Source organism: Pseudoalteromonas peptidolytica (assembly GCF_012641745.1).
GTDB lineage: Bacteria > Pseudomonadota > Gammaproteobacteria > Enterobacterales > Alteromonadaceae > Pseudoalteromonas > Pseudoalteromonas peptidolytica.
Genome location: NZ_WEHZ01000090.1, coordinates 1 through 905 on the forward strand (window position 1 = coordinate 1; position 905 = coordinate 905).

Sequence of the window (905 nt, forward strand, 5' to 3'; positions counted from 1 at the left end):
AAATGTTCACAATTTGCTAGATTTGTGCGCCGTCGCTTTTTGAGTGTTTCACAGTAAGCGGTGAGTACTCGCTCTCGACCAACAGCACCATGGAAAATCCGAGAAAATTGGGTTGTGAGTTTCATCCAATTATCAGGTTCAATGTTTAGTCGAGACAAAATTGGTTGAGCCTCAAAAATAGCGCCTTTTTTATCGGTGCGAATATAATTCCCCGTAAGCTCGACTAACTCTAGATAAGACTTGAGTTCGAAAGGCAGCCCTTTTGGCATCTTCTTTCGGGGGCTACCTGCAAATCGTAATAGGCTGTTTGGTTGTTTCCCTCGCCTTGCATGGTCGATGCGCTTTTTGATACTGGTAAAGTCAGAGGTTTCAGGCGTTGGGGCTAACTTGGCTCGAATGGGGTTCAAGTCGACGTATGCCATACAAGCAGCTAATGCGGCTTCGTCTAGCAAGGGTTGAGATTTGAATCTGCCTTCCCAAAATCGGCCTGTACATTCATCCTCTTTATTTGCTTTGCGGGCAATATCCTCGTTGAGTACCCGCATAAACCAGCTAATATCTGCCAATCTCTGTCTGTACTTGGCAATATATTCACTGAGTATCAATTGCTCCGACTCACATAGTGGCTCTTCTTCAACGAACTTCCACGTTATCCAATTACCTTTAAATAGCTTGTGCCAGCGTATCACTATGGCCTTGTCAGATAAGCGCTTTGCTCTTTTATCATCAACATGCAATACAATGTGGGTGTGATTACTCATCACCGCATACGCACAGACGTCGATACAAAAGACGGTAGCTAACATCAGGAGCTTTTCTTCAACCCAATCACGGCGATGTGTATAGGATTTTCCAGTTAGTTTATCTTCACCGCATAAATACGCACGTCTAACGCAGCGGGAGAT

The 905-nt window shown here is 44.5% G+C and carries 1 protein-coding gene; it reads right to left on the reverse strand.

Annotation, left to right across the window (positions count from 1 at the left end; translation table 11 throughout):
- The coding region (locus tag F9Y84_RS21850) for a transposase (protein WP_168756804.1) at positions 1-905 on the reverse strand (905 nt) is incomplete at both ends.